Source organism: Rhizobium sp. BK418 (assembly GCF_004341105.1).
In the GTDB taxonomy this organism is placed as follows: Bacteria; Pseudomonadota; Alphaproteobacteria; order Rhizobiales; family Rhizobiaceae; genus Rhizobium.
In genome coordinates, this window is sequence record NZ_SLZK01000004.1 from 186,849 (window position 1) to 209,618 (window position 22,770).

21 protein-coding genes and 1 pseudogene are annotated in these 22,770 nt (G+C 60.2%); 16 read left to right on the forward strand and 6 right to left on the reverse strand.

The window, feature by feature from the left end:
• Window positions 1-53: 53 nt before the first annotated feature.
• The 12 genes from EV281_RS17820 to EV281_RS17875 all read left to right on the forward strand — a co-directional run bounded on the left by EV281_RS17820 (window position 54) and on the right by EV281_RS17875 (window position 13,531).
• Complete coding sequence (locus EV281_RS17820) at window positions 54-752, forward strand: 6-phosphogluconolactonase (protein ID WP_245508319.1); 699 nt, start codon at window positions 54-56, stop codon at window positions 750-752.
• Window positions 745-1,524 carry a sugar isomerase domain-containing protein gene (locus EV281_RS17825; RefSeq protein ID WP_132654679.1) on the forward strand — a complete coding sequence of 260 codons (780 nt, stop codon included), beginning with the start codon at window positions 745-747 and terminating at the stop codon, window positions 1,522-1,524. The genes EV281_RS17820 and EV281_RS17825 overlap by 8 nt, the downstream gene beginning before the upstream one ends.
• Window positions 1,524-2,666: an amidohydrolase family protein gene (locus tag EV281_RS17830; RefSeq protein ID WP_132654681.1), complete on the forward strand. Its 1,143-nt coding sequence runs from the start codon at window positions 1,524-1,526 to the stop codon at window positions 2,664-2,666. The genes EV281_RS17825 and EV281_RS17830 overlap by 1 nt, the downstream gene beginning before the upstream one ends.
• The gene (locus tag EV281_RS17835) at window positions 2,663-3,913 is read left to right on the forward strand and encodes an alkaline ceramidase (protein ID WP_132654683.1); all 1,251 of its coding nucleotides are present in this window, start codon (window positions 2,663-2,665) and stop codon (window positions 3,911-3,913) included. The genes EV281_RS17830 and EV281_RS17835 overlap by 4 nt, the downstream gene beginning before the upstream one ends.
• A gap of 104 nt (window positions 3,914-4,017) precedes the next feature.
• Complete coding sequence (locus EV281_RS17840; protein ID WP_132654685.1) at window positions 4,018-5,328, forward strand: extracellular solute-binding protein; 1,311 nt, start codon at window positions 4,018-4,020, stop codon at window positions 5,326-5,328.
• Window positions 5,329-5,445: 117 nt separating this feature from the next.
• Window positions 5,446-6,333, forward strand: a complete 888-nt coding sequence (locus tag EV281_RS17845; RefSeq protein ID WP_132654687.1) for a sugar ABC transporter permease — start codon at window positions 5,446-5,448, stop codon at window positions 6,331-6,333.
• Entirely contained in the window at window positions 6,330-7,226 is an 897-nt protein-coding gene (locus EV281_RS17850; RefSeq protein WP_184327439.1) for a carbohydrate ABC transporter permease, read from the forward strand. Before EV281_RS17845 ends, EV281_RS17850 begins: the two co-directional genes overlap by 4 nt.
• Before the next feature lie 5 nt (window positions 7,227-7,231).
• On the forward strand, window positions 7,232-8,455 hold the full coding sequence (locus EV281_RS17855; protein WP_132654689.1) for an AGE family epimerase/isomerase: 1,224 nt from the start codon (window positions 7,232-7,234) through the stop codon (window positions 8,453-8,455).
• A gap of 4 nt (window positions 8,456-8,459) precedes the next feature.
• Complete coding sequence (gene ugpC, locus EV281_RS17860; protein WP_132654691.1) at window positions 8,460-9,527, forward strand: sn-glycerol-3-phosphate ABC transporter ATP-binding protein UgpC; 1,068 nt, start codon at window positions 8,460-8,462, stop codon at window positions 9,525-9,527.
• A 96-nt stretch (window positions 9,528-9,623) separates the two neighbouring features.
• Window positions 9,624-10,640 (forward strand): Gfo/Idh/MocA family oxidoreductase, encoded by a 1,017-nt coding sequence (locus EV281_RS17865; RefSeq protein ID WP_132654693.1) that lies wholly within the window; start codon window positions 9,624-9,626, stop codon window positions 10,638-10,640.
• A 386-nt stretch (window positions 10,641-11,026) separates the two neighbouring features.
• Window positions 11,027-11,980, forward strand: coding sequence for a formylglycine-generating enzyme family protein (locus tag EV281_RS17870; RefSeq protein WP_132654695.1), 954 nt, complete (start codon window positions 11,027-11,029; stop codon window positions 11,978-11,980).
• A gap of 54 nt (window positions 11,981-12,034) precedes the next feature.
• Complete coding sequence (locus tag EV281_RS17875; RefSeq protein ID WP_132654697.1) at window positions 12,035-13,531, forward strand: sulfatase-like hydrolase/transferase; 1,497 nt, start codon at window positions 12,035-12,037, stop codon at window positions 13,529-13,531.
• Between the two features lie 103 nt (window positions 13,532-13,634).
• Here the strand turns inward: EV281_RS17875 and EV281_RS17880 are convergent.
• Both EV281_RS17880 and EV281_RS17885 read right to left on the reverse strand, forming a co-directional pair.
• Window positions 13,635-13,862 (reverse strand): annotated as a pseudogene (locus EV281_RS17880) (chloride channel protein); the annotation flags it as partial.
• 240 nt (window positions 13,863-14,102) lie between these two features.
• Entirely contained in the window at window positions 14,103-15,143 is a 1,041-nt protein-coding gene (locus tag EV281_RS17885) for a LacI family DNA-binding transcriptional regulator (RefSeq protein WP_132654699.1), read from the reverse strand.
• Between the two features lie 146 nt (window positions 15,144-15,289).
• Here EV281_RS17885 and EV281_RS17890 point away from each other — a divergent pair, with 146 nt between their 5' ends.
• From EV281_RS17890 to EV281_RS17905, 4 genes are all read left to right on the forward strand, one after another.
• Window positions 15,290-16,726 (forward strand): sulfatase-like hydrolase/transferase, encoded by a 1,437-nt coding sequence (locus tag EV281_RS17890; RefSeq protein ID WP_132654701.1) that lies wholly within the window; start codon window positions 15,290-15,292, stop codon window positions 16,724-16,726.
• A gap of 120 nt (window positions 16,727-16,846) precedes the next feature.
• Window positions 16,847-17,581 carry an ABC transporter permease gene (locus tag EV281_RS17895; protein WP_165911933.1) on the forward strand — a complete coding sequence of 245 codons (735 nt, stop codon included), beginning with the start codon at window positions 16,847-16,849 and terminating at the stop codon, window positions 17,579-17,581.
• Window positions 17,578-18,348, forward strand: coding sequence for an ABC transporter ATP-binding protein (locus EV281_RS17900; RefSeq protein ID WP_132654705.1), 771 nt, complete (start codon window positions 17,578-17,580; stop codon window positions 18,346-18,348). The genes EV281_RS17895 and EV281_RS17900 overlap by 4 nt, the downstream gene beginning before the upstream one ends.
• A gap of 41 nt (window positions 18,349-18,389) precedes the next feature.
• Entirely contained in the window at window positions 18,390-19,367 is a 978-nt protein-coding gene (locus EV281_RS17905; protein WP_132654707.1) for an aliphatic sulfonate ABC transporter substrate-binding protein, read from the forward strand.
• Window positions 19,368-19,439: 72 nt separating this feature from the next.
• Here EV281_RS17905 and EV281_RS17910 read toward each other — a convergent pair whose 3' ends face one another.
• The 4 genes from EV281_RS17910 to EV281_RS17925 are packed head-to-tail and all read right to left on the reverse strand — an operon-like array spanning window position 19,440 to window position 22,696.
• Window positions 19,440-19,787, reverse strand: a complete 348-nt coding sequence (locus tag EV281_RS17910; RefSeq protein ID WP_132654709.1) for a cupin domain-containing protein — start codon at window positions 19,785-19,787, stop codon at window positions 19,440-19,442.
• Window positions 19,780-20,448 (reverse strand): cysteine hydrolase, encoded by a 669-nt coding sequence (locus tag EV281_RS17915; protein ID WP_132654711.1) that lies wholly within the window; start codon window positions 20,446-20,448, stop codon window positions 19,780-19,782. Before EV281_RS17915 ends, EV281_RS17910 begins: the two co-directional genes overlap by 8 nt.
• Entirely contained in the window at window positions 20,448-21,998 is a 1,551-nt protein-coding gene (locus tag EV281_RS17920; protein WP_132654713.1) for an ABC transporter ATP-binding protein, read from the reverse strand. Before EV281_RS17920 ends, EV281_RS17915 begins: the two co-directional genes overlap by 1 nt.
• Window positions 21,995-22,696, reverse strand: a complete 702-nt coding sequence (locus tag EV281_RS17925; protein ID WP_132654715.1) for an isochorismatase family cysteine hydrolase — start codon at window positions 22,694-22,696, stop codon at window positions 21,995-21,997. Before EV281_RS17925 ends, EV281_RS17920 begins: the two co-directional genes overlap by 4 nt.
• Window positions 22,697-22,770: the final 74 nt, after the last annotated feature.

Consider the following 22,770-nt stretch of genomic DNA (forward strand, 5'->3'; position numbering starts at 1 on the left):
CAAGCCGGGCCATCGACAGGCTGACGGTCGAAAGCTTCGCCACGCGGACCGAGATGGGAGCTGCCGCTGCCGCAGACATTGCCGGCGCGCTCATCAAATGTCTGTCCGGGCAGTCGACCGTGCGCATGGTGTTTGCGGCCGCCCCCAGCCAGGCCGAGATGCTTTCGGCACTTGCCGCTCAGCCAGGCATCGACTGGACGCGGGTAACGGCTTTTCACATGGACGAATATATCGGCCTTGATCCGACTTCACCGGCGCGGTTTGCCAATTGGCTCGACACCTATGTCTTCACGCGGCTGCCGTTTGCCGCAGTTCACCGGATAACCCCGGAGCCGGATGTCGAGGCGGAGGTCGCCCGCTATTCCGGTTTGTTGAACGAGGCGCCGATCGATCTGGTGTGCCTGGGTATCGGTGTGAACGGCCACATCGCTTTCAACGACCCAGCGGTCGCAGATTTCAACGATCCGCTGGACGTGAAGATCGTTGAATTGGACGATGTCTGCCGAAAGCAGCAGGTAGATGACGACTGCTTCCCCGATCTTGCATCGGTACCGCACAAAGCCATTACGCTGACCGTGCCGCGCCTGCTTCGCGCACGTCGTCTGTTCTGCGTCGTGCCGGGCGCGGTCAAGCGCGATGCGGTGTCGAAAACCCTTTTCGGGCCGCTCAGCACCGATTGCCCGGCCACCATCCTGCGCAACCACGAGGCCTGCACTCTCTATATCGACAGGGACTCCGACCCCGATGCCTGAAACCGACGCCATTGATGCCGATGCGCTTTGCGCCGATTATTTTGCCGCCACCCAGGCCCTGATGCGCCGCGTGCTGGAAGAGGAGAGGGTGCCGCTCGATGAGGCGGCGTCAAAGCTTGCCGATCAGATCGCCGTCGATCGTCTGGTGTACATTTACGGCCCCGGCGGCCATTCGAACCTCGCCTCCCAAGAAGTCTTTTTCCGCGCCGGCGGCCTGATGCATATCAGCGCCATCCTCGATGAAGGCACATTGCTCTCAAACGGTGCGCTGCGCTCCATGGCGGTTGAACGTACGCCAGGCTACGGCAAGGTGGTGATCGCCAATCAGCGTCTCGGTGAAAGCGATCTGCTGATCCTGGTAAACGCCTATGGGATCAATGCCGCGCTGATCGATGCGGCGTTGGAAGCGCGCCAGCGTGGCGTCTTCCTGATCGGCGTCAGCTCTCGCCAGCATGCGATCAACACCTCCGCGGATCATCCAGCCCGCCATCCTACGAAACAGAATCTGCACGACATCGTCGATGTCGCGATCGACTGCAAGGTACCGATCGGCGATGCTGTTGTCCGTGTGGCGGGCATGGGCGAAAATATCGCGGCAGTTTCCACCTTCGCCAACGCCTTCACATTGAACTGCCTCGTCATCCGGACGGTTGCGAAGCTCGCCGAAAGGGGCATCGAGCCACCTGTCTGGCGCAGCGGCAATGCGCCTGGCGGCGACGAGGCGAACGGCCGCTTCATCGCAAATTTCCAGGGACGGGTGAAGGCGCTCTGATGGTCACCGTCGACGGTATCGATCCGAGCAGCGGCAAGGGTATCAGCGTCGATATCCTCGACGGGACGATTGCCGCGATCCGACCGGCGGAGAAGACGGACAAGAGTTTTCTTTCTGCGGGCCTCGTCGACCTACAAGTTAATGGTTTTCGCGGTTTTGATCTCAACGCCGGCAAGGTGACGGAAAATATCATGCTGTCGCTTTGCGAGGAGTTGTTGAGCGTCGGCGTGACCACTTGGCTCCCGACACTCATCACGGCGCCGGAATCGGCGATCCTGCAGGCGCTCCAGGTGATCGGCAAAAGCCGCGCCGGCCACCGGCTGATTGCTGAGATGGTGCCGGGCGTGCACGTCGAAGGACCATCGATTTCCAGGGAAGATGGTCCGCGAGGCGCGCATCCCTTGGCACATGTCCGGCCGCCCTCGGTTGCCGAATTTGAGCGCTGGCAGCAGGTATCCGGCAATCTCGTCGCCATGGTAACCCTGGCACCGGAGCTGGAAGGCAGCAGCGACTACATCCGGGCTTTGAGCGCCAAAGGCGTCCTTGTCGCACTCGGCCACACGGCAGCGACGCCGGAGCAAATCCATGCGGCTGCGGAGGCAGGCGCGAGCGTCTCCACGCATCTTGGCAATGGCGCGGCGGCTGTCTTGCCACGCCATCCAAACGTCATCTGGGCGCAGCTTGCCGATGATCGCTTGACGGCCGGTTTCATCGCCGACGGCTGGCATCTGCCTGCCGATACGTTCAAGGCTATGCTGCGCGCCAAGGGCATGGAACGGGCATTCCTCGTTTCCGACATGGTGGCGCTCGCCGGCATGCCGGCCGGCCTTTACGAGCAGTCCGTCGGCGGCACTGTCGAGGTCTCGGCCGAGGGGCGCATCGGTATTGCCGGCACCCCCTATCTTGCCGGTGCCAGCCTGCCGCTGTCGGCAAATGTCGCGATGGCCGCCGAAATGGCAAGCCTGCCTCTGGCCGAGGCGCTTTTGCTCGCTACGCGCAACCCAGGCCGGCTGGTCGGGGGGCGCGGGCGGCTGCAGGTTGGTGCGAGGGCCGATCTCATTCGCTTCGACTGGTCGCAAGGCGATCGCGCGCTCCAAGTCCGCGAGACCTGGGTCCACGGTGAAAGGGCGTTTTGCAGATGATCCTGGCCGGAGCTGCCATCGTCGATATCACGCCAACGCCAGGCTTGCCGATGTCCGGCTTTGCGGCCCGTACCCTGCCGGCCGAGGGCACGCATGATGACTTGACGGCACGCGCAGTGGTGATCGGCGAAACTGCTATTGTCGTTGCCGATGTCATCGGCATCGATGCGACGATGAGTGCGCGGATCCGCAATCGGTGTATGCTCCCGGCCGAAAATGTCGTTGTGGCGGCTCTTCACACCCATGGCGGCCCGGTTTCGATGGCGGGAAGGCTCAGTCTTACTGCCGATCCGGCCTATCTGGAGCGTCTGGAGGATGCCTGCGTCGCCGCAATCGACAAGGCAGTTTGCGCACGAAGGCCAGCCATGATCACGGTCGGGCAGGGCGCCGACCCGGAGGTCGCCCGCAACCGGCGCCATCCCGGCGGGCCGGTGGACACATGCCTGCCCATACTGCGTATTTGTGGCGAAGACGACGTGATGATCGCGGTTGTTATAGCCTATGCCTGCCATCCGGTCGTGCTTGGTGCAGACAACCGCCATTGGACCGCGGACTATCCGCACTTCGTCCGTCAGTGCCTGGAGGAGGTGTATCCGGGGGCTGTCGCACTGTTCATGACCGGCTGCGTCGGTGACGCCAATACAGGTCACTCGGCTCACGCTTCGATCACGCTTTCGGCCAGTCAGGATCGGACGTTCGACATGGCCGGCCGGATCGGCCGCAAAATCGCCGAGGCCGCGCTTCGTGCCGGAGAGCAGCCGGTGTCCGATCTGGTGAGCGTTCGCAACGGCACCGTTGCGCTTGGTTTCGAGCGGCGTGAAACGGAAGCCGCTGCTGTCCTCGAACGGCGCTGGCGAACAGAGGCTCTGATGGCTGAACCAGCCCACAGAGCGCTTCTGTGCTATTGGGCCGACTGGGCGAAAACCATCGCGCCAGTGATGCCCGAACCCATTGCGGCCCGTGTCACTGTCCTCGACTGGGGCGGCGCGCCGGTTGTCGCCTTGCCGGGGGAAATTTTTGCCGAGACGGCGCTCTCCATCCGTGCTGCGCTCGGTCGCGACAGGCCGGCCTTCGTCATCGGGTTTGCAGATGACAATCCGGGCTACATCCCGCCGGCGAGCGAGTTCCGGTTCGGTGGCTACGAGATCGATGAGGCCCACCGTTATTACGGGCTGCCGATGAGCTTTGCTCCGGGCGCCGCAGAAGCGCTTGCCGAATGCGCGATCGCACTTGCGACCCGCGGTTGAGGAGGAAGAAGGGATGATCCATGTGATCGTCAAAAACCATGCAAAGCTTGACACGCAACCGGTTGCATGAGAGCTTTTTGTCAATAACAACAAGGGAACAGGATATGAAAATCACACCAGTCACGACCAGGGTTTCCACCCGGGCATTGCTTCTGAGTGCAATCTTTGCCGGAACGTTCGCCGGCGGCGTGAGCGGCGCTTCGGCCGAAACGCTGACGGTCTGGAGCGGCTATCCGGAAATGGCCCCCTTTTACCAGCATGTTGCCGAGGGGATGAAGGCCAGCCATCCGGACCTCGATGTAAAGGTGGAGGCGATTGCTCTGCGCGAGCACGAAAAACGCGTCGCGCTCGGCCTGACCGGCGGCGGTCAGGAAGGGACCACCGTCATCGAGCTATCCGGCTCAACGGCCACCCGCTATCTTGAAAACGGCATCCTGCCGGAGGCACCGAAAGATATTTCCGCCTTCGTCAAGGATCCGAAGAATTTTGATGCGTTCTTCACCGATATCGCCAGCTATGACGGCAAGGTCTACGGCGTCCCACTTTTTCGCGGCCAGGGTTCGCTTTTCTACAATACCGACATGTTCAAGGCAGCCGGCCTGACAACGCCGCCGAAAACCATGGAAGACTACACAGAATACGCCAAGAAGCTGACCCAGCGTGACGGATCGGGCAAGCCGACCGTTTCCGGTTGGAGCCTGCGTTTGTCGGGGGGCGGGCAGGGCATTGCCGAAAAATTCTGGACCAACATGCACCAGTATGGCGGTGCGATCCTGGTGGCAGCCGGCGACGGCAAATGGAAGACGGATTTCGCCAATGAGGCTGGCCGCAAGGCGCTCAAGCAATATCTCGAGCTCGTCTTCACCGACAAAACGGTAACGCCGGAAATGCCTGCCGATGCCGATGCCTTCGAGCGGGGCCAGACCGCGATGTTCATTCGCGAATCCTGGGTCATCGGAGACATCGCCCAGAAGGCGCCCAACCTGAAATATGCGACCGCACCGCTTCCGACCGGATCGATCGCGCTGCCGACCAATCTCTATGTCGTCGGCGACGACGCCGCCGCCAAGATCGGCTGGGAATTTGCCAAAGAGGCGAACTCGCCGGAAAACCTCGTCTGGCTGTTGCAGAATGTCGGCTGGCTTCCGAACCGTTCAGGCGTCGACTACGCGCCGGTCACTTCCAAGCAGCCGGCTTTTGCGGCCTTTGTCGACTATCCCGAAGGCTACAAGTTCTTCACGTTGCCGTCGATCGGTCCAATCGAGGAAATCCTCACCCGCGTTGCAGCCCAGCTCGTCGTCGCCTTCGCTGATCCGTCGCTTGCGAACGATGATGCCAAGATCGATGCTTTCCTGAAGAAGACGAGCGACGAAGTGGACACGATTCTCGATCGCGAAGGTCTGCTCGCGAAATAATCGCCGGCAGTTCTGGCTGACATCGCCTGCCCGGGGCATCATCGCATCGTCCCGGGCGCATCCGAGAATCAGGCTTTGCTCCCGGTGCGCCAAGCCGCTCGTCTACAGGTTATCTGAATGCTGAAGCGCAAACGATTCCTCTTTGCGATCCTCGCGATCCTGCCGACACTGGCGATCTTTGCCTATGTGCGGCTGTATCCAATCGCCGACACGTTGAGGCTCAGCCTTTTCCAGTGGAACATCCTCTCGAAGAACAAGCCCTTTATCGGGCTTGCCAATTTTCGCGAGCTGATGGGCGATCACCTGTTTCTCGACGCCCTGGTCAACACGACGATCATCGCTTTCGGAGTGCTGATTTTGACCATCCCGATGGCGCTGATCATTGCCGCGCTGATCTTCCATCGCACACGCTCGCGCATGGCAGGGTTTTACGAAACCGCCGTGTTTATTCCCCACGTCGTGTCGCTGGTCCCGGCCGCCATGGCCTGGAAGTGGATCTTCGATGCTCGCCTCGGGCCGCTCAATGCGATGCTGACCTTCATCGGCATTCCGGCGCAGAACTGGCTGTTTGATCCCGTCCTCTCGGTCATCTGCATTATCGTGCTGTGCTCCTGGCAGGCGCTCGGTTATGCGGTGCTGATCTATCTCGTCGGCTTCAAGAACCTGCCGGTTTCGCTTTACGAAGCCGCCAAGCTCGATGGCGCCTCAGGACCGCAGAGCTTCCGGTATCTGTCGATCCCGATGCTAAAACCAATCACGCTTTACGTTTCGGTCGTGACCCTGGTCTCTGGCTTCAACGTCTATGCCCAGGCCTTCGTGCTCGCCTCGGACGCCCAAGGCGCGCCGGGACGTCAGGTGCGGGTGCTCGTGCTCGACATGCTGGAAAACAGTTTCCGCAATTACCGCGTCGGCTATGCGGCTTCCGAGGCAGTCGTGCTGCTCGTTATCGTCCTGGTATTGACGCTGATCCAGTTCTCCATGCTGAGAGAAAGGGGAAGGGCATGACTGCAGAACTTTCCTTGATCCATGTCGAACCCACCGCCGAGGAACTGGCAGAGGGACAGCGCCTGCGCCGTAAGAAAAAGCTGACCAATCTTGCGATCGACGTGTTTCTGTTCATCGTCTCCATCCTCATGTTGCTGCCGCTCGTCTTCCTGGTTGCCAATGCCTTTAAGACGCCGGCGGAAATGCTGGCCTGGCCACCGACCGTCATTCCGCACGACCCGACGACCGCCAATTTCAGGGCTGTCCTTGCCGACACGCCGCTTATCCGCTGGATCGGCAACAGCATCGCCTTCGCGGTGATGTCGACGATCGCGATCGTCGCGACCTCGTCCATTGCCGGGTATGTTTTCGGGAAGTTCCGTTTCCGGACGATGAACATCCTTTTCGCGCTGTTCCTGGCAACCGCGATCGTGCCGTTCGAAGTCTATATGATCCCACTTTATTTCGAGGCCAAGAGCCTCGGCATCCTCAACTCCGTCTGGGGTCTGCTACTCGGTTATCTGGTGATGAGCTTCGGCATCTTTCTCGTCCGCCAGAACGTCATCCATTCGATCCCGGACGAGTTGCTGGAGGCTGCGCGTATCGATGGCGCCGGCGAGTTCTGGATCTTCTTCCGCATTGTCCTGCCGCTGCTTCGCGGCGCGCTCGGGGCTCTCGCCGTGCTTGCCTTCTTCCAGGCCTGGACCGCCTTCGCCTGGCCGATCATCATTGCGACGACAAGGTCGAGCTACACGATCGAAGTGGGCCTTGCGCTCTTCCAGACCGGCTTTACCGTCGATCTCGGGCGCCTCAGCGCCGCTTCCGCCATCGTCCTCATCCCATCCATCCTGCTGTTTGTCATCCTGCGACGAAACTTCGTTCAGGGCGTCGCCAGCACCGGTCTCAAGGAGTAGCGGCAGTGGCGTTTTTAGACGAGGCACGCAAGACCTATGCCGCAGCCAATGCCGGCACGCTCTATTGGATGCTGCAGCGACCGGTGCTCCATGGCGGGTTCTTGAACACGAAGCAGAACAGCCTGACGCTGCAAGATTACAGCGGGCAAGACGCAATGCGCGGTCCGGATTACACCTATGGATGGATCCAGGGACGCGGGTTGGAAGCACTGGTCGGTCACGCCGAATTCTTCGAGACGGAACTGCCGCCGCTCGCCGAAAAGCTCGATGAAGCTGGCCGGCGGCTCTATGATCGTCTGGCCGCGTTGCAGATGCCGGACGGCCATGCCTATTTCTGCTACGATCGTGCCATGACCGCGATTTATGCCGATGGCGCCAATCGCATCTTCGCGCAGGAGAAGCCGGCGCTGATCTATTCCTATTCGGACGCCTTCGTTGCCAAGGGACTGGTCGCAGCCGCAAGCCGCTACGGGTTGCCGGGCCTTGCCGATCATCTCGCCTATTTCGACAGGGTCATCGCTGCAATAGAGAGCGGTCGCTTCCAAATCGACGAACGTCGTCCGCTGTCCCTCGACAGTCTCGCCGATCAGGCCGATGACTTCGGCCCGCGCATGATCCTGCTTGGCGCAGCAGCCATGCTGAAGCGCTTTGGCCATACGGCTCATCTGGCATTTGCCGATCGTTTCATCGCCCATGTCATCGATCGGCATTTCGACCCCGCGACCGGTCTGCTACGCAATGTGCCAGGAGAAGATCTCTGCAATGTCGGCCACGGCATTGAGTTCGCCGGTTTCGCATTTGACTATCTCGACGAAAATGCCGATCCGGCACTGATCGAGATATTGGAGCGCATCGCAATCTCCTCTTTCGACAAGGGCTTTGTCGAGCCTGGCATCGCGCTGACGGTCTCTATTGCGACCGGTCAGGCACAGAGCCCCTATTGCCCTTGGTGGTCGCTGCCGGAAACGATCCGGGCGGCCGCGCTTGCGCATACCCGCACCGGCAGCGCCGAGAGCTTGCGGGTGTGGACGGCAGCACATGCTGCCTTCTTCAAGCACTACTGGCGCGGCACGCCGCCGATCGCCTACCAGACCATGACCACGGACGGGCCGGTCGACTTCGTGCCCGCCACACCCGATCTCGACCCCGGCTATCATACCGGTCTTAGTCTGCTTGCAGCCATTCACGCTGTCGACCGTCTGCAGTCGACCACTCGAAAATCAGGATGAACTTATGGCTTCCGTTGAAATCCAGAATGTCCGCAAAGCCTATGGCGACTTCGAAACCATCAAGGGCGTTTCTGTCGAAGTACCAGACGGCGCCTTCGTTGTGCTGGTCGGGCCTTCGGGTTGCGGCAAGTCCACCTTGCTGCGGATGATCGCGGGGCTCGAAGAGATCACCGGCGGCACGATCCGTATCGATGGTCGCGTCATCAACGATGTCGAGCCGAAGAACCGCGACATTGCCATGGTCTTTCAGAACTATGCGCTCTATCCGCATATGACTATTGCCGAGAACATGAGCTTTTCGCTGCGGCTCGCCAAGGCCTCCAAGGAGGAGATCGCCACACGGGTGGCCGATGCGGCGCGCATCCTCGGTCTTGGCGATTATCTCCAGCGTTACCCGAAGCAGCTGTCCGGCGGCCAACGCCAACGCGTCGCCATGGGACGTGCTATCGTACGCAATCCGAAAGTCTTCCTGTTTGACGAACCGCTTTCCAATCTCGACGCCAAACTGCGTGTCCAGATGCGAGCCGAATTGAAGGATATCCACGCGCGCTTCAAGACCACTACCGTTTACGTCACCCATGATCAGATCGAGGCAATGACAATGGCCGACCGTATCGTCGTCATGCGCGACGGTATTGTCGAGCAGATCGGTTCGCCCCTCGACCTCTATGACAGGCCGGTCAATACGTTCGTTGCAAGCTTCATCGGGTCACCGTCGATGAATTTCCTGTCGGCCAGGATCGGTGAGGACCGAAAGTCGGTCGTGACGGAAAACGGCATTCGTCTGCCTGTCGGGTCTGAGGCTTTGCTTGCGTCCGGCGCCGCCGTCAGCTACGGCATCCGCCCCGAACACCTGACGATCGCGCCAAACGGGGACGGCATTCCAGTTGTAGTCACCAATATCGAACCCACCGGCTCGGAGACGTTCGTTCAAGGCATGGTCGATGGCCAAAAGATCTCCGCACAGCTACGCGAACGTCTCGTCGTCAAGACGGGTGAGTTGCTCAATCTGACGCTTGCTCCGGCAAACAGTCATCTGTTCGATGCAGCGTCAGGCGTGCGGCTCTCATAGACGGGTGAAAATGTCCGTCCCGCCATCTTTCTTGGGCATGCCAGCCGCCGGCGAAAAGCCCTCGGCTGAGATCGACGACGAACACGGATGGAGACAATGGCGAAGACAAGGGTCGCGATAATCGGGCTCGGTATGGCAGCGGGCCATCATGCCCGCGCCCTGTTAGATCTCTCTGACCGCATCGAATGCGTGGCCGCCTACAGCCGGACGGCCGGCCGACGACAGGTTTTTGCCGAACAGTTTCCGACCATCCCCATAAGCGACAACCTCGATGCGATCTTTGAAAATCCGTCGATTGCGGCAATCCTGATCGTGACGCCCCCGGGCAGTCATCTGGAACTCGTCCGTCGCGCTGCAGCGGCCGGAAAACATGTTCTGCTCGAAAAGCCCTTGGACATCTCCCTCGACCGCTCCGAAGCGATCGTCAAGGCAGCGAAAGACGCCGGCATACTCCTCGGGGTGGTGCTGCAAAACCGGTTTCGCGATGCCGCGCTCAAACTCGATGAAATCGTTAAGTCCGGGCGCCTGGGCGATCTCGTGGAAGCATCGGCTGCGATCCGCAACTGGCGTCCGCAAAGCTATTACGACGCCGAAGGTCGCGGGACGGTGGCGCGCGACGGCGGTGGCGTGCTGCTCACCCAAGGCATTCACACGATCGACCTGCTGCTGAACTATGCGGGTATGCCCACAGGGATCTCCGCATTCGTCCGCACAACCCCTGTTCACAGGATGGAAACGGAGGACCTCGTTGCCGCAGCCTTCTCCTTCGAAGGCGGCGCAATCGGTTCGCTCAACGCCACGACCTGCGCCTATCCTGGTTTTACAGAGCGCATCGAATTGATCGGTACAAACGGCACCGCTGTCCTGACCGGTGACAGATTGGACGCTGCCTTTATCGACGGTACCAGAGAAATAGCGGGCGGTGAAACGACTGGAAGCGGGGCGGGGGCAAATCCGATGGCGTTTGGCCACGATATGCACCGGGCGTTGATCGGAAATTTCATCGATGCGATCGAAAACGGTGCGTTGCTTCGCGTTACCGGGGATGACGCGTTGAACGCCCACCGATTCATAGGTGCTGTCCTGGCGGCAGGCGCTACAGCTATTTCCTGATGCGGCGCGGCTTGATCTCCGAAGGCTGGAACGGCCCCGTCCTCGAAGATTAAATGCTTCAACGGTGACGATATATCGCGTGATTGCCTGGCGTATAACGGTATTAAGGTGCGGCCGTCCGATGCGACCCGATGCGAGGTCGAGCTTTCTGATGGCGACGAACTATCCTTCCTGCAGACCTTGCGCAACGCGGACGAAGGAATAAATCTAGTCTGCATCGAAGCTGCGGCTCACGATCGATTGCGGCGACATCAGTTGCGCGAGAGTGGGGCGCTGGTACCGATACCGCGCGGAGTCTCTCATCTCTTCCACCTCGAAATGCAATTCGACAGTGGCAGGTAGCTCGTGAAAACGCGTGGCACTGGTCGATAATATTGGATGTAAGTATGAGCGCATGCTGTTCGGCAGTCAGCCGCAACAATGAGGCCAACGGGCCGGAAAATGTCACGAAGATCGTCTCCCGCGGTAAGGCCGGCGCGGTGATCGCCGTCAAGGGCGGTGAGAGTTTCGTCGGAACGAATGATGCCGTAATTGCTGTGGACGGCGAGGGGCCGGAACGCAAAGTCACGATTAACGACTTTTTCCTCGAAGCCGAGACGGTCACCGTCGCTCGCTTTGCCGCGTTCGTCGAGGCGACCGGCTATGTGACGGAAGCCGAAACCTTCGGCTGTGCTGCGGTCTTTTCCGGCCTGCTGCGGGACAAGGCTTTGCTTGCGCAAAGCGTTACGCTGACCCCATGGTGGGGGAGGGTGGACGGCGCCATATGGCGCATGCCGGAAGGTCCCGGGAGTTCGGTCGAGGAGCGTCTGGACCATCCCGTCACGCAGGTTTCCTGGAACGATGCGGTCGCCTTTGCGAGCTGGGTTGGCGGTCGCCTGCCGACCGAGGCGGAATGGGAGCACGCCGCACGCGGCGGCACCCGAAGGCGACGGTATCCCTGGGGTGACGACGAACCGACCGACGAGACGATCTTCTGCAATATCTGGCAGGGGCGTTTCCCGCATGACAATACACGGGCGGATGGGTTCTACGGTACGGCACCGGCACGCAGCTTTGCGCCGACCGAGGACGGCTTCTACAATTTCTCCGGCAATGTCTGGGAATGGACGAGCGATCCGTTTCGCGTGCGCTCTTTGTCGCGCCAGGCAAAGATCCGCAACGAGCAGGCAAGGCAAAGCGCCGACAAGGTCCTGAAGGGAGGCTCTTTTCTTTGCCACAAGAGCTACTGCTTCCGCTACCGTATCGCAGCCAGAATGGGCCTGTCTCCAGACAGCGCATCCAGCAATACCGGTTTCCGCATCGCCTACGATGTCCAGCCGGACGGAGTTGAGGCTCCGTAGCGCATGTCCCCAAGGGCGTGTGGCGGACGAAGACACAAGCATTGGAGGGAATAGGTGGGAACGGCCGAGAAGCGTCCGAACATCATTTTCGTCATAACGGATCAGCAGCGGTTCGATACGATTGCCGCCGGCGGCTTTGCGCACATGAAGACGCCGACCCTCGACCGGATGGCAAGGGAAGGGACCTATTTCCGTCAGACCTATGTAACGTCACCCTCCTGCGCTCCGTCGCGTGCCAGTCTGTTTACCGGTGTCTACCCGCACACCAATGGCGTCTTTCGCAATGACGAGCAATGGGCCTTCAGTTGGGTGCAGCAACTGGCCGAGTCCGGCTATCGCTGTGTCAATGTCGGCAAGATGCATACTTCCCCTTTCGAGGATGCCTTCGGCTTCCACGAGCGCCACGTGGTCGAGAACAAGGACCGGGCAACGGCGAGACTGCCGTTTTTTCTGGATCATTGGGACAAGGCGATCTGGGCTCGCGGTTTTGAAAAACCGAGCCGGGTCACCTATCGTCGGCGGGAAGATTATCGCTCATCGCTCGGCGCCTTCGTCTGGGAACTCCCGGACGAGCTCCATTCGGATAATTTCGTCCCGGCATTCGCCCAGATGTGGCTGGATTGCTACACGGGTAGCGAACCGTTTTTTCTGCAGATCGGCATCCCGGGCCCGCATCCGCCCTATGACCCCACGCAGCACTACCTGGACCTTTATGAAGGCGTCGATCTCCCCGAGCCGATCCTCAGCGACGACGACCTTGCCGCGCAGCCGATGGCCTTGAAGAAGCTGCGAGCGCAGCATCTCGCCGTCGATCATGATGCCGTCGTGCATCTGGCCGAGCCGACCAAGGAGCAGTTGCGCCGCCAGCGGCAGCATTATTTCGCCAATGTCTCGATGATCGACGCGCAGATGGCCAAGCTGATCGAGGCTGTCGAGCGGCGGGGTGTTCTCGATGATACGATCATCATCTTCACCTCGGATCACGGCGACAGCCTGAACGATCACGGCCACAGCCAGAAATGGTCGATGTACGAGCAGAGCGTACGTGTTCCTGCTATCGTCTGGTCGCCGGGGCGGGTAGCCCAGGGCCGAGTTGTCGACGACCTCGTCTCGCTCTTCGATTTTGCGCCTACCATTCTCGAAATGGCCGGTTTGCCCGTTCCCGACTGGATGGAGGCGCAATCGCTGACGCCCTACCTCGAAGGCAAGGACTGCGAGCCGCGCAAGTTCGTCTTCTCCGAACATGCTGGCGATCGCATTTTCAACGGCAGCGAATTCATGACCATGATCCGCAGCCAGCGCTACAAGCTCGTGCATTTCGTCGATAGTGATGAAGGCCAGCTGTTTGACATGGAACGCGACCCGAAGGAGATCAACAACCTTTGGGACGATGCGACCCATCAAGGCACCAAGCAGGAATTGATCGCAGAAATCCTGAAATGGCGGATCAGAAGTGCGCTGAAGACGCAAGGTTGGACGCTGGCAAGCGTCAAGTTCGGGGCCCATTCCGGCCGCACGCCAACAAGCAACGCGCGACAGGTCGGAGAATGAACAGGACGCCGTAGCGGCGTTTGAACGCCTTTCGGGTGCGTAGACACGTTGCACGCCGGTTTCTGCTCATCAAGGAAAGACGACCTGCCTCATCCACCGACGGTTAGAAGGTCTCGCCGACTGCCTCCCGACGCCTCCGGTCGAGTTCCTCGCTGTACCGGTGCAATGTCTGCGCTTCGCTCAGCTGTCCGATAACCTTTCGCTCGATGAGATTGTTGACCACGGCCAGCGCTTCGCTTCGGCTCTTGTCGAAGAGGCCGGCGGCCTGTTTGGCATTCATCTGTGGCTGCAGGAAATCATTGCGATGACGGAGGAATTTCTCGACGGTTTGCGGCCAAGCGACGCGCCAAGGACTTGACCGCAAGTGATGAGGGAGAAACTCTTTGTACCGGTGAAATAGTATTCGAAAGCCCGTCACTTCGACGACTGGATCATACTAGCGAAATAAGGCGGGATGCCGATAATATCTTCTGATCTATTTGCGATCGCCGGAAGCTATCTCCTGCTCCGCATAGCCACGGAAACGTTCGCAAGGCGCACCAGGCCACCATCGCCTGCGGCATTCAGCTTGTCATCGTGTTTCCTTGCGAATGGCACTTTCCCGCACCATCATCTTCCACTCGACCAATGTCGTGCTCGGCTGCGCTCCATTGATCCGCGCGAATATGGCTTCGGCCGTCAGCCGACCGATCGTCTCGCGGTCCGGGCGGATCGTCGTGAGCGCCGGGCTCACGCAACCGGCCGCCTCGTTATCGCCAAAGCCGATCACGCCGATCTCTTCGGGTATGCGCTTGCCGCGTTTCTTGAGTGCACGAAGTACGCCGAATGCGACCACATCACTGTTGCAGGCAATCGCATCGATGTGCGGGTGACGTTCGAGAAGCTCGTGTGCAAGGCGCTCTCCGAGTTCGGAGCTGCCGCCCTGCTGATCGGTATGCGTGACGATCTCCGGCAGGCCGGCCATGGCGGCGGCTGACTGCAGCCCTTTCAGGCGCTTCTGCGCACGCCTGTCGTTCTCTCGGACGCTGCCGAGGAAAGCAAGTCGCCGATAGCCGCCGGCAATCAGCTGGCTGGCCTGCGCCGCGCCGACTGCGGTGTGATCGAAGCCCACGGCCGTGTCGATCACCTCGCCGCCGGTATCCCACATTTCGATGATAGGAATGCCGGATGCCTTGAGGAGTTCGACTACTTTCGGCGCGTGATCTACGCCGATGATGGCGACCGCTGCGGGGCGCCAGCTGAGAAGCGAACGAACGAGCCGCAGCTCCTGAGCGGCATCGTACCTCGTATTGGCGAGCATGACCTGCATATCCCGCTCCAGGAGTGCCGATTGCAATGAATCGATGATGCTCGCGAATTCCGAATAATAAAGCGATGTCACGACGACGCCGACAATATCGGAGCGCGTGCTCGACAGGCCGCCGGCAAGGCGGTTCGGTACGTAGTTCAGCTCCTCCATTGCCGCATTGATGCGGCGGCGAAGTTCCGGCCTGACCGTGTTGGGCGCGCGCAATGCGCGTGAAACGGTGTTGACTGAAACGCCCACTTTCTCCGCGATCGAGGCAAGTGTCGGCGCGTTGCGCGCATCCTTTTCGACAGTCTCAAATTCCATTCGCGTGAAACTCGCCAAAGTGAGCGTTGCGTTATCGATAACTTTATGCCATTTTTTTGATCGAGAGGCAAGCGGAGAGGAACGGCGTCTGCCCATTTCAACAGTCGGAAGCCCAGTGCCGGGATCGGCGGGCTGGAGGAGAAAGCATGGCTGAAAGGCCGAATATCATTCTGATCATGACGGACCAGCAGCGCTACGACACGATTGCGGCGCTCGGTTTTCCGTATGCCATGACTCCGAATATTGATGCGCTTATCGAAAAAGGCGTGGCACTGACCAACTGTCACATTACCGCGCCGAGCTGCGTTCCCTCGCGTGCAAGCCTTTTTACCGGCTACTACCCGCATACGACCGGCGTGTTGGCAAATGGCCAGAAATGGCAGCGAACGTGGGTCGAGCAACTGCGCGACGCCGGCTATCGTTGCGTCAATGTCGGCAAGATGCACACGATCCCCTATAATTCGGATTCAGGTTTCCACGAGCGGTACGTCGTGGAAAACAAGGACCGCTACCTAGAAGGCCGCTGGTACTTTGACGAGTGGGACAAGGCGCTTGCCGTCAATGGCCTCGTCAAACAGCAGCGCGAATCCTACCGCACGCGCGATGACTATCGCGAGCGGCTTGGCTGCTTCGATTGGGAACTGCCCGACGAACTGCACGCCGACGCCTTTGTCGGCAACATGGCCAAGTGGTGGGTCAACACCTATCCGCTAACCGAGCCACTGTTCCTGCAGGTCGGCTTCCCTGGACCGCACCCGCCCTTCGATCCGCCGGCGCGTTACTCGGAAATTTATCTGAAACGCAACGACCTGCCATTGCCGAAGCCCGCGCCGGAAGAGCTGCAGTCGCTGCACCAGGAGCTGAAGGACAAGCGGCAGCATGATGTTGAAGTCGATCATGACTCCGTCGTCTGGAGCCTCGATCCGACGCCGGACCAGATGCACCGGCTCTGGGCGCACTATCTCGGCAACGTCACCTTGATCGACGAAAAAATCGGCGAGCTTCTGGCCGCGCTGAAGGAGCGCGGCTATCTGGAGGATGCGATTGTCATTTTTACGTCCGACCACGGCGAGTGCCTCGGCGAGCATGGGTTGATCCAGAAGTGGTCGATGTACGACGTCGTCACCCGCGTACCGACGGTCATCTGGTCGACCGCCAATCGCTTCGAAGGCGGCCGCTCGATCGATGGGCTCTGCCAGCTCTTCGACCTTGGCCCGACAATCCTCGAATATGCCGGGATCGCCCCGCCAAAAAGCTTCGAGGCCCGGAGCCTCAAGCCGGCGCTCGAAGGCCGGGACTGGATCCCGCGCAGTCATGTGTTTTGCGAGCAGATCGGCGACGTTGCGATGGCTGGAGGCGTGGAATTCATGACAGGGGTCAGGAGCGAGAGATGGAAGCTCGTTCACTTCAAAGGATCGACGGACGGTCAGCTGTTCGACCTCGAAAACGATCCGAAGGAGGTCAACAACCTCTGGAGCGACCCCGTTTACGCTGGCCAGAAGCAGGAGCTTCTCGACGTTATGCGCGACTGGCTGATCAGTTCGAACTTCAAGACGCGTGACGTGATGGCAGGTGCCCGATGAACGGTCGGCTTCCGCATTCAGACACGCTTTCGCGAGGGAGGCATGACATTGTCCGTTGCAACAAGTGAAGAAAAGCCGGAGCCCGCGGTACGGCCATCCCTCCTGTCCGGGTCGGCAGGCATGCTGATCATCAACATCATCGCGGTCGTCGTCGGGATTGCGATTTGGGCGCTCGTCACCAGCCAGGGCGTTGTCGGTCTGCCGACACCGATCGCAGTCGCCGAACAGGCCGTGATCCAGGCTGAGAACGGCCTTCTCTGGTCGGATGCGCTGGCAAGCCTCGGCCGCGTCTTTACTGGGTTCGCCCTTGGAATCATCGTCGCCATCCCCGTCGGTTTCCTGATGGGCTGGTATCGTATTGCTCGCGGCATCGTCGAACCCTATGTCCAGTTCTTTCGCACGATCCCACCGCTCGCTATCATTCCGCTGGCGATCGTCACCATGGGCATTGACGAAACGCCGAAGATCTTCGTCATCTTCCTGGCCTCGTTCCTGACCAGCGTTGTTGCGACCAACCAGGGCGTCGTCAATGTCGACAAGACGCTGATCAACGCCGCCCGTGTGCTTGGTGCCAACGACTTCACCATCTTCCGTCGCGTCATCGTGCCGGCCTCGCTGCCCTATATCATGGTCGGCATACGCATCGGTCTCGGTTCATCGTGGGCGACAGTGGTCGCTGCCGAACTCATCGCAGCACAGTCGGGTCTCGGCTTCCGCATGCAACAGGCCCAACTCTACTATGATCTTCCGACGATTTTCGTCAGCCTCATCGCCATCGGTGTTCTCGGTCTCATCATGGACCGCATCGTGATCGTGATCGATGGTCTGCTGACGGCATGGCAGGAAAAGCTATGAGCACCAAGATCTCGTTCCAGAACGTCAACAAGACTTTCGATATTGCCGGGCAGACATCCTTCGCTGCGCTCAAAGGTCTTAACCTCGACATCGAGGATGGCGAGTTCATCACCGTTGTCGGTCCGTCCGGTTGCGGCAAGTCGACTGCCATGAACATTGCTGCCGGCCTTATTGCGCCCTCGTCAGGGCAGGTGCTGGTCGACAATGTATCGGTGAAAGGCCCTGGGCCTGAACGCGGCGTGATTTTTCAGCAATATGCCCTCTTTCCCTGGCTGACGGTTCGCCAGAACGTCGAGTTCGGCTTGAAGGTTGCAGGTCATGCCAAGGCGGAGCGGCGCAGGATTGCCGATCACTTCATCGGTCTCGTCGGCCTCAGTGATTTTGCCGATTCGCTGCCGAAGACGCTTTCCGGCGGCATGAAGCAGCGCTGCGCAATTGCGCGAGCCTATGCGGTGAACCCCAAGATCCTGCTGATGGACGAACCTTTCGGTGCTCTCGATGCGTTGACCCGCGTACAGCTCCAGGACCAGTTGCTTGCCACATGGAGCAAGGAGCGTCGCACAGTCATGTTCATCACCCATGATGTCGACGAGGCGGTGTATCTGGCGAGCCGCGTCGTCGTCATGGCCGCCCGGCCGGGCCGTCTCCACCGGATCATACCGGTCGATCTGCCTTATCCGCGCACGGAGGAGATGCGGCTTTCAAGGGAATTTTCGACATTGCGTAACGAGGTCTGGCGGTCGGTCTACCATCCGGCCGCCGCCTGACCTTTGCGTTCATCATCGGCTGTCACAAGGAGGAAATGAATATGCTGACGAGACGTAATCTGATGAAGACCACAGCGGCCGTGGCTGCGGTGAGCGCGTTTTCCATCGGCGGAAGGGCCAATGCACAATCGGCCGACATGACAATCGGCTACATTCCCGATTTTCCGAATGCGAGCGTGCTGGCAATTGCCGAGGATCAGAAGCTCTGGGAAGCCGAAGGCGTAACGCCGTCAATCAAGGTCTTCACCAATGGTCCGATCCAGATCCAGGCCATGGGTGCCGGCAGCCTGAATTTCGGTACGATCGGCCCCGGCGCCCTCTGGCTTCCTGCAAGCGGCAAGGCCAAAGTGCTTGGCGTCAACGATATCGGCTTCTCCGATCGCGTCATCGCGCAAGCCAATATCGCATCGATCCAGGATCTGAAGGGCAAGAAAGTGGGCGTTCCGCAGGGAACATCCGGTGACATGATCCTGCGCATGGCACTGACCAAAGCCGGTATGACGATCGGCGACATTCAGGTGGTGCCGATGGATCCGTCGACCGTGGTAGCCGCCTTCACCTCGAAGCAGATCGATGGCGCCGGCATCTGGTACCCGCTGATCGATACGATCAAGCCACGCGTTCCCGAGATGAAGGAACTGGCATCCAACCAGGACTTCTATCCCCAGACCTCGTTCATCAACACCTTCGTCGCCCGCAACGAGATCGTCGAACAGAATCCTGACCTTGTGAAGAAATTCCTGCGCGTCATGAAAAAGGCGATGGATTATCGCGCGGCAAATCTCGATCGTTCTATCGAGATCACGACCGCCTTCATCAACGCGCCGGCGGAAACAACCGAGAAGGTTGCCCGCAGCCGGAAGATCCTCACCAGCAAGGAACTGGACGATTTCACCAAGGATGGCACGGTCAACAAGTGGCTGCTGGACTTCAACAAGATGTTTGCGGAGTTCGGCACGGTTAAGGATCCGCTGCCGCCCGAGCAGTTTTTCACCAGCGACCTTTTTATGAAGGCCTGACTTCAGCCCGGCCGGTGCAAACCGGCCGGTTCTTCCTGCGCAGGCCCGTGGGCGGCGCCAAAATCGACCATCCTATTTTTCTTCCAATATATTCACCGGCTGATCCCATTGGATGAGCACGACACAGCCTGTATCGCTCCAGACAGAATGTTCGGTGCCGCGAGCGTTGACGATATAGCTGCCGCGGCCGTAGTCGCCCGCCTCATCGGATTGGACGCCTTCGAGTACGAGAATGGTTTCGAGTCCCTCGTGCCGATGGCGCGGAACAGAGGCGCCGGCTTCATACTTCAAGAGTGCCACGCCCGGTTGGTCACCCTCGAAGGACCGGATCCAGTGAATCGTGACCCCCTCGCGGAAGGGGCCGAAGTCAAGGTCCTTCCAGCCGCCCGAAGTCAGGAGTTCGTGCGTGGTTTCAGGCATGGGCGATGCTCTCCAGAATATCGTCGACGCGAGCCGTCCAGCCGACGATCGCGCCCTGGGCGCGTATCATTGCAATGGCGGCGGCCTTGAAGTCGGGGAAATAGCTGTCCGTCGCATCCTCGGCGAGTAGGCATTCGTAACCGCGGTCATTCGCCTCCCGCATCGTCGTCTGCACGCAAACCTCCGTCGTCACGCCGGCGAAGACGAGCTGCCGGATGCCCTTCTGCTGCAGCACTTCGCCGAGCTCCGTCGCATAGAAGGCGCCTTTGCCTGGTTTTTCGATAACCACTTCACCTTTGACCGGTGCAAGTTCCGGGAGAATAGCCGTGCCAGGTTCGCCGGAGATAAGGATGCGGCCCATCGGGCCTTCGTCGCCGATCCTGAGCGAGGGATTGCCACGATCGCGTTTGGACGGCGGCAGATCGGAAAGATCGGGCCTGTGGCACTCCATCGTGTGGATGACCGGCAGCCCGGCGGAACGGAAGCCCTGGATGAGTCGCTTCACATCGGGCACGATCCTCGTGATGCGGCTGACATCATTGCCGAGGCTGGCGCCGAAGCCGCCGGGCTCGGCGAAATCGCGCTGCATGTCGATGACAATGAGGGCGAGCCGGTCGGGCTTGACCGGAAAGACGAAGGGTTCTGCCTTGATTTCCCCCATCAGTGATGCCCTGCCATATGGGCGCCGATCACGCCGATGTCGGCCGAACGCGCCGGCGTCTCGTAGACGAGTCTTCCTTCGGAAATGACCATGATACGATCGGACATCTCGAGCAGTTCGTCGAGGTCCTCGGAGAGCAGCAGCACCGCCGCGCCGGAATTGCGCGCCTTCATGATGCGAGCTCGGATCTCGGCAACGGCGGAAAAATCGAGTCCGAAACATGGGTTCGACACGATCAACAGGTCCACTTCGCCGGTCAGTTCGCGGGCAAGCACGGCGCGCTGGACATTGCCACCGGAAAGCGACGCAATCGGCGAGGACGACGAGGCCGTCTTCACTTTGAAGTCGGAGATCAGCGTCGTGGCGCGCTTCTTCATCCTGCCCTTGTTCAGCCAGATCGCGTCTTTGCCGTCCGCCTTGAGGTCGAAGGTGCGAAAGGAAAGATTTTCGCTGACGGTCATGCGCGGCGCGCAGGCGTTCTGCAGCGGTTCCTCGGGGATGAAGCGGACATTGTTCTTGCGCGTCTCGCGACGTGTGGCGCCGTAGGGCTCGCCGTTGACGCTGACGCTGCCGGCATCGGTCGGCCGCTGGCCGGCGAGGATTTCCGTCAGTTCCTTCTGGCCGTTGCCGGAGATGCCGGCGATCCCGACGATCTCGCCGGAACGGACCATCAGATTGTCGATCTCGATGGTTTTGAGACCGGATCGATCCGGCGCCTTCACCTGTTCGACCTTCAGCACCGGACCGGCGCTCTCGGAGACTGGAACGCGGGTATCGAGCTTGGCCAGTTTGACGTCCCCGATCATCATCGCCGCCATATCTGCGGTAGAGAGCTCGCCGACCTTTCCTGTGCCGACCAGCTTGCCGCGCCGCAGGATTGAGACGGCATCGGCGAATTTCGTCACCTCGTGGAACTTGTGGGAGATCATCAGCACGGTGAGCTCGCCGCGCTCGGTCATCGCGCGCACGAGGCCGAGCATCTCGTCGGCTTCCGCGGGCGTCAGCACTGAGGTCGGTTCGTCGAGGACGAGGAAGGAGCGGCCGAGATACAGCTGCTTGACGATCTCCAGCTTCTGCTTCTGGCCGGCGGCAAGCTCGCTCACCGGTCGCTCGAGCGGGATCTTGAACGGCATCCGCTCCATGAAGACGGAAAGATCCCTCCGCTCCTTGGCCCAGTTGATGATAGCGGGGACTTCCGCGCGGCTGATGACGAGGTTTTCGGCGCCCGTCAGCGAAGGGACCAGCGTGAAATGCTGATAGACCATGCCGAGGCCGTAGCTCGCCGCGTCCTTGGGCGAGGCAATCGCCACCTCGCGACCATCGACCGAGAGAGAACCGGAGGTGGCGTGATAGAAGCCCATGATGCATTTGACGAGGGTCGACTTGCCGGCGCCATTTTCACCGAGCAGAGCGTGGAAGCTGCCCGAGGATACGTTGATCGAGACATGGTCGAGCGCGGTGAAGCTGCCAAAGCGCATCGTCATGTCGATCGTGTCGAGACCGACAGCCTTGCCGGCTTGCGGTAGCGGCGTGTCACGGATCGTTCTCATGGCAGCTGGCTCACGAGCGTTGCGGAATTGGAGACGGAGCCGAAGACGCCGCCTTGCATCTTCACCATCTTGATGGCGGCGAGGTGGTTGCCATAATCGGTTGCGCCGCAGCAGTCTTCGAGCAGCAGGCATTCGAAGCCGCGGTCGTTGGCTTCGCGCATGGTCGTGGAAACGCAGACGTCGGTGGTAATGCCTGTGAGGACGATGTTTTCGATACGCCTCTGGTTGAGGATCAGTTCGAGATCGGTAGCACAGAAGGAGCCCTTGCCGGGTTTATCGATGATGGTCTCGCCCTCAACCGGATAAAGTTCCGGAATGATGTCCCAGCCGGGTTCGCCGCGTGTGAGGATGCGCCCGCAAGGGCCTGGATCGCCGATGCCGGCGCCGATGCGCTGTGAACGCCAGCGCTTGTTGGCCGGCAGGTCGGCAAGATCGGGCCGATGGCCCTCGCGGGTGTGGATAATGTGATAGCCCTTGGCGCGCATGGCGGCCAAGACCGTTTTGATCGGCTCGATCGGCGCCTGAACCAGCGACAGGTCATAGCCCATGTGATCGACATAGCCACCCTTGCCGCAAAAGTCGGTTTGCATGTCGATGATGATGAGGGCCGTATTATCCGGTCGCAGGGCACCGTTATAAGGCCAGGGATAGGGATCAGCGTCGATATAATGTCCTTTGGTCGCGACCATGGCGTCCATCGTCTTCTTCTCCTATTCACCCGTGGGTTTGAATGTTTGCCGTCGCGGTTCGATCGCTTCGACCCGTTCGATAC

Bases quoted from the DNA above. Each gene is read 5' to 3' on its own strand.
- EV281_RS17840 (WP_132654685.1), top strand. From the start codon at position 4,018: ATGAAAATCACACCAGTCACGACCAGGGTTTCCACCCGGGCATTGCTT.
- EV281_RS17885 (WP_132654699.1), bottom strand. From the start codon at position 15,143: ATGGAATTTGAGACTGTCGAAAAGGATGCGCGCAACGCGCCGACACTT.
- ugpC (WP_132654691.1), top strand. From the start codon at position 8,460: ATGGCTTCCGTTGAAATCCAGAATGTCCGCAAAGCCTATGGCGACTTC.
- EV281_RS17890 (WP_132654701.1), top strand. From the start codon at position 15,290: ATGGCTGAAAGGCCGAATATCATTCTGATCATGACGGACCAGCAGCGC.
- EV281_RS17900 (WP_132654705.1), top strand. From the start codon at position 17,578: ATGAGCACCAAGATCTCGTTCCAGAACGTCAACAAGACTTTCGATATT.
- EV281_RS17915 (WP_132654711.1), bottom strand. From the start codon at position 20,448: ATGGGGGAAATCAAGGCAGAACCCTTCGTCTTTCCGGTCAAGCCCGAC.
- EV281_RS17920 (WP_132654713.1), bottom strand. From the start codon at position 21,998: ATGAGAACGATCCGTGACACGCCGCTACCGCAAGCCGGCAAGGCTGTC.
- EV281_RS17895 (WP_165911933.1), top strand. From the start codon at position 16,847: ATGCTGATCATCAACATCATCGCGGTCGTCGTCGGGATTGCGATTTGG.
- EV281_RS17865 (WP_132654693.1), top strand. From the start codon at position 9,624: ATGGCGAAGACAAGGGTCGCGATAATCGGGCTCGGTATGGCAGCGGGC.
- EV281_RS17820 (WP_245508319.1), top strand. From the start codon at position 54: ATGGGAGCTGCCGCTGCCGCAGACATTGCCGGCGCGCTCATCAAATGT.
- EV281_RS17835 (WP_132654683.1), top strand. From the start codon at position 2,663: ATGATCCTGGCCGGAGCTGCCATCGTCGATATCACGCCAACGCCAGGC.
- EV281_RS17825 (WP_132654679.1), top strand. From the start codon at position 745: ATGCCTGAAACCGACGCCATTGATGCCGATGCGCTTTGCGCCGATTAT.
- EV281_RS17850 (WP_184327439.1), top strand. From the start codon at position 6,330: ATGACTGCAGAACTTTCCTTGATCCATGTCGAACCCACCGCCGAGGAA.
- EV281_RS17845 (WP_132654687.1), top strand. From the start codon at position 5,446: ATGCTGAAGCGCAAACGATTCCTCTTTGCGATCCTCGCGATCCTGCCG.
- EV281_RS17910 (WP_132654709.1), bottom strand. From the start codon at position 19,787: ATGCCTGAAACCACGCACGAACTCCTGACTTCGGGCGGCTGGAAGGAC.
- EV281_RS17905 (WP_132654707.1), top strand. From the start codon at position 18,390: ATGCTGACGAGACGTAATCTGATGAAGACCACAGCGGCCGTGGCTGCG.
- EV281_RS17830 (WP_132654681.1), top strand. From the start codon at position 1,524: ATGGTCACCGTCGACGGTATCGATCCGAGCAGCGGCAAGGGTATCAGC.
- EV281_RS17870 (WP_132654695.1), top strand. From the start codon at position 11,027: ATGAGCGCATGCTGTTCGGCAGTCAGCCGCAACAATGAGGCCAACGGG.
- EV281_RS17925 (WP_132654715.1), bottom strand. From the start codon at position 22,696: ATGGACGCCATGGTCGCGACCAAAGGACATTATATCGACGCTGATCCC.